The 4,767-nt window shown below is 59.4% G+C and carries 5 protein-coding genes; 3 read left to right on the top strand and 2 right to left on the bottom strand.

Annotated features, from left to right (window positions below; all coding sequences use genetic code 11):
* Nucleotides 1-97, bottom strand: a 97-nt coding sequence (locus L248_RS16555) for a helix-turn-helix domain-containing protein (RefSeq protein WP_155828644.1), incomplete at its 3' end; no start/stop codon positions are given.
* A gap of 261 nt (nt 98-358) precedes the next feature.
* The gene (locus L248_RS10815) at nt 359-820 is read right to left on the bottom strand and encodes a pyridoxamine 5'-phosphate oxidase family protein (RefSeq protein WP_052000018.1); all 462 of its coding nucleotides are present in this window, start codon (nt 818-820) and stop codon (nt 359-361) included.
* A gap of 185 nt (nt 821-1,005) precedes the next feature.
* Between L248_RS10815 and L248_RS10820 the strand changes: the two genes are divergently transcribed.
* From L248_RS10820 to L248_RS10830, 3 genes are all read left to right on the top strand, one after another.
* The gene (locus tag L248_RS10820) at nt 1,006-1,446 is read left to right on the top strand and encodes a MarR family winged helix-turn-helix transcriptional regulator (protein ID WP_022530262.1); all 441 of its coding nucleotides are present in this window, start codon (nt 1,006-1,008) and stop codon (nt 1,444-1,446) included.
* Nucleotides 1,443-2,651: an MFS transporter gene (locus L248_RS10825; RefSeq protein ID WP_022530263.1), complete on the top strand. Its 1,209-nt coding sequence runs from the start codon at nt 1,443-1,445 to the stop codon at nt 2,649-2,651. Before L248_RS10820 ends, L248_RS10825 begins: the two co-directional genes overlap by 4 nt.
* A gap of 351 nt (nt 2,652-3,002) precedes the next feature.
* Nucleotides 3,003-4,634 (top strand): peptide ABC transporter substrate-binding protein, encoded by a 1,632-nt coding sequence (locus L248_RS10830; protein ID WP_022530264.1) that lies wholly within the window; start codon nt 3,003-3,005, stop codon nt 4,632-4,634.
* Nucleotides 4,635-4,767 lie beyond the last annotated feature (133 nt).

Raw genomic sequence — 4,767 nt, forward strand, 5'->3', positions numbered from 1 at the left:
GGTTCCAGCAATAGCGGCCGTAGTCCGTCAGTTCCACCAGAACAGACTGCATCTCGGTATTGGGATAGAGACGGATCTTGTGGGTTTTGATCGGCATGGGGAACACCTCCGCTAAGCTGAACAAGAAGTGGGAACGTTTGTTTTATTACACTTCTAGCTTAACAAAAGCAAACGCATCCAGCAATCAAAAGCGTTCGGTCCCAAAATCCCCATAATCCCACCATCCCGCAGAGCGTTACCGCTCCTCTGGGGCAATTCACCTAATGTTTGACACCATTTGTCCCTGTTTGATGGCCTTTTTGTTAATCATTCACTGCTCCAATTGACTGGGTGCGGAGAAAGGGCAGCCCTTTCTTCCTCAATTCAGCAGCTTCTGAAACGTGACGTTATCTTGGTAGCGGACCTTCACGAAAATTGTCGTGAAGCGCAGAAAAACAGGGTGGGTGTAAGCCAGGGCCTGCTGGTAGGCGGTCAAGTCGGCACGGTACTTGTCTTGAACTTCGTCCCGGCTGATCAAGCCGGCATAGCCCTGCAGACCCAGGGAGCAGTGGTGGCGCTCGTTGAAGCAGTAGATGCTGGCCTTGGGCGACTCAGCAATGTTGCGGATCGTCGTGGTGTCTCGGTCCGTATAAAACAGGACGTGCTTCAGCGACCGGTCCAGAGTCAGCGGCGTGAGCGCCACAATGTTCGGGAACCCGCGCTGGTCCATGGTGGCAAACTCCATTACCGTGGCTTCTTGAAGCAGCTGCTGCGCCTGGCGGATCGTCCGCGGCGGCGCGTCATGAGCAGCGTGGGCGTTGTTCGGAATATTATCAGTCATTATGTCTTCCAATCTAGCGGATGGTGTGGCCGCGGTGACACAGTAATGAAACTGCTTTCTATGTTCTTCCATTCTACCATGTTGAACGCGTGTGCGTATACCCGAACTCACCCAGTTGCATGATTTCTGGCAAAAGATTATGCTCGTAGTGTTCGCAATCGAACGCTTGAGAAAGGGTGGCTGGGATGACGGACTTGGCGCAGCTTAAAGAGATCACCCGCATGAACCGCCAGCTGCGTCGCGCTGAGCGGTCCCTGCTGCGGCACTTTGCGGCCCAGCACGGTTTGACGCCGAACCAGCTGCTGGTACTGGATACGGTCACCGATACTCCCGGGCTTTCCCTCAGCCAGTTGGCGGATCTCGTGCAGCTGAATAAGAGCACTGTCTCCACGGTGCTGGATGGTCTGCTGCAGCGCGGGTTCGTGGCGGCCCAGCCGGATCCGGCCAATGCCTCCCGGTACCAGGTCACCATCACGGCGGCGGGACAGCAGGTCACGGAGGGTATCTATGCCGCTTACCTGCGTGCCCTCAGCAGCCAGCTCCAATTGACGGATGGTGAAATCCAGACCATCGCCGCCTTTCTGCACCGCCTGACCACCAGATTAAAGAAAGCAGGCCCAGTATGACCACCAAACCCATCACGAAACGTTCCGGCAGCATTCTCTTTTTCCTCCTCGTTATTCTCATCGGGGCTAACCTGCGGACCGTTCTTACGGCGGTGCCGCCGATTCTGACGAATATTCAGCGGTCCTTTGCCATGCCCAGCTGGTTCCTGGGCAGCTTGACGACGATCCCGCTGATCTGTTTCGCCCTGGTGTCGCCGCTGGTCAACAGCTTGACGAAGAAATTCGGCATCATGCCGGTGGTGCTCACGGCGTTGGCGGTGCTGGCTGTCAGTTCGCTGTTCCGCGTGTATTCCTTCCCCTTGCTGTTGATCGGTACGCTGCTCATCGGCTGCGCCATTGCGGTGTTAAACGTGTTGTCCCCAGTGCTGGTGGCGGCCCTCTATCCGAACAAGATCGGCACGATGGCTAGCGCGTACCTCTTGTCCTCCACGATCTTCTCGGCCATGTCCGCCGGCTTCAGCGTGCCGGTGGCGAACGTGCTCGGCTGGCCGCTGACACTGCAAGTGCTGACGGTCTTCCCGGTGGTCACGCTGATCGTCGCCATCGCCGTCCAGCTCCTGCCCGGCCGCTCGGCCATCAGCAAGCCTGCGGCGGCGCCGGCAGGCACCCCGACCAAGCCCCGCCAGCCGGTCTGGCGCCAACCGCTGGCCTGGGCACTGACTGGTTTCATGGGGTTGCAGTCCCTGCTTTTCTACACCATTCTCACCTGGCTGCCGACGATCCTCATGAGTTACGGTATCTCCCAACGTAACGCCAGCCTGATGCTGGGCCTGCTGCAGCTGGCGGCGGTGCCGATGGCTTACATATTCCCGAACCTGGCGGGCCGGCGGACCAAGCAGGCCCCGCTGATCTGGGCGATCGGCGTACTTTTCTTCCTGGGCCTGGGCGGCCTGCTGCTGCCTCGCATCCCGCTGGCGCTCGCCTTGCTGGTCTGCGTGCTGCTCGGCTTCGCCACGAACGCGGCGTTCAGTATGGCCATGGCGCTTTTCTCCCTGAAGACGAAGACGCCCCAGGAGACCGCGGCGGTGTCCGGCATGGCCCAAGCCATCGGCTACTTGCTGGCGGCCGGCGGGCCGATGCTGGCCGGTTTCCTGCACAGCCTGTGGGGCAGCTGGGCGCCGGTGATGGCGGTGCTCCTGGTCGTGGCGGCGGTCCAGACCATCTGCGGCCTGCTGGTGGACCGGCAAGCCAGCGTCTTCGAGTGATTCTGCTTGACGTTTGGCCCACTACCCCGTAAGATACGGTTTATTGCGTGAGAAAGAAAGGAGCAGTGCCCCATGATCGTCTGCCAATTTGCAATGACCTGTATGACTTGTCTAACCCGGCGGCGATCCAGGGACGCGGCGGGCATTTTCGTGCGGTCACGATAATGCGCTGATGCAATCAACAGTCCCCGGTTGCTGCCTATTGTGCAGTGATCGGGGACTTTTTTGCTTTCCGGCGGCTTTCTCACCGATACCAGAAAGGAGTGGGGCAGATGCGCTGTTGGCCTTGTCAGCTCTTGCAGAACCAGCTGATCAACTACACCAAATAAAGACCATCATGGAGGAAAATACATGAAACAGACACACCGATGGGGCATCATTGCTGTCGCGGGCCTAGCCGCCCTTTTAGCAGCATGCGGCCAAGGCACCAAGCAGAGCGGAGCAGCCGGCACGCCGACGCAAACGGCAACCATCCAGACCAGTTCGGAGATTCAGAGCCTGGACCCGGCCCAGGCCACTGACGGCGACAGTCTCACCGCGATTTCCAGCAACAACGAGGGTCTGTACCGCCTGGACAAGACCAGCACGCCGATTCCAGGGATCGCCAGCAAAGTGGTGACGCCCACGGACAACGGCAAAAAGTATGTTATCCCGCTGCGCCGCAACGCCCGCTGGGCCAACGGCGACCCGGTCACCGCCCAGGACTTCGTTTATGCCTGGCGGCGGGTGGTGACGCCCAGCACCAAAGCGCCTTACGCCAATTTGCTGGACGGCATTCATAACGCTGCGGCGATCCGGGCAGGGAAGGCTGCGCCGGACACGTTGGGGGTCAAGGCATTGGACCCGTACACGCTCCAGATTGACATGGGCGTGGCGGTCCCGTATTTGCGGGTACTGTTCGCTTTCCCCACTTTCTTCCCCTTGAATCAGAAGTATGTGGAGAAAACCCCTAAGTTCGGGACGTCCGCGGCGACGATTCTGGCGAATGGCCCGTTCGTGCTGAAGGCGTGGAACGGGACCGGGCAGAGCTGGACGTTCATGAAGAACAAGACGTATTGGGATGCCAAGACGGTCCGTCTGACTCAGCTCAATTTCCAAGTGGTCAAAGAGACCGCCACGGCCAGTAATCTGTTCACGGCGGGTAAGCTGGACGATATTACCCTGACTGGCGATTACGCCCAAAAGGAGCAGACTAATCCCGCCGCCGTTGCCCGCCGGGGGTCGTCTATCCGCTACCTCCAGGTGAACACCAAGACGAAGGGGCTGGATAACGCCGCCGTGCGCAATGCCATTTCTCAAGTGATCGACCGGAAGAACCTGGCGGCTAAGGTCCTGGGCGACGGCAGCGTGCCCCCGCTGGGGATGATCCCCCAGGGGATGTACAAGGATCCGGTGACCGGCCAGGACTTCGCCAAGGAAGCCGGCAACTTGGCCCCGACGAACGTGAAGAAAGGCCAAACTCTGTGGGCCAAGGCCAAGCGTGCGCTCGGCGGCAAGCTGAGTCTGCGGCTGCTCACGGAGGACGATGACGACGCCAAGGCCATCGCCGAATATCTCCAGGGCCAGATTGAGAATCACCTGAACGGTATCAAGGTGAGCATCGTCACGATGCCGCAGAAAGCCGCCGATGCAGCGGCACAGCAGGGGAATTTCGACCTGTACATCAAGAACTGGGGCGCCGATTATCCTGATCCCACCACGTTCCTGGATTTATTCAAGAGCACGTCCAGCTTCAACTGGACGAACTGGCATGACAGTCAGTACGACAGCGCCCTGGCGGCGGCCGAGACCACCGACGCCGGCGACCCGGCGAAGCGGACCAAGGACCTGCAGGCGGCCCACAGCCGGCTGATGAGCGAGAAGCCGGTCATTCCGCTGTTCCAACGTTACGTCCTGCACCTAAATAACCCGAAGGTGAAGGGCATCGTTTACTTCCCGACCAGCTACCACTTTGACTACAAATATACCTATGTGAGCAAGTAACCACCTCATTAGCCGACTGATGACGCGTATGCGTCGGTTCAGTCGGCATTTTTGGTGTGGGGAGAAAGATTCGCGGGACCCGGCGATTTGGGCCCTCCGCCAGGGGGCCTGGAACGTGGTGGGCACGGCTTGA

This window comes from Schleiferilactobacillus shenzhenensis LY-73 (assembly GCF_000469325.1).
GTDB lineage: Bacteria > Bacillota > Bacilli > Lactobacillales > Lactobacillaceae > Schleiferilactobacillus > Schleiferilactobacillus shenzhenensis.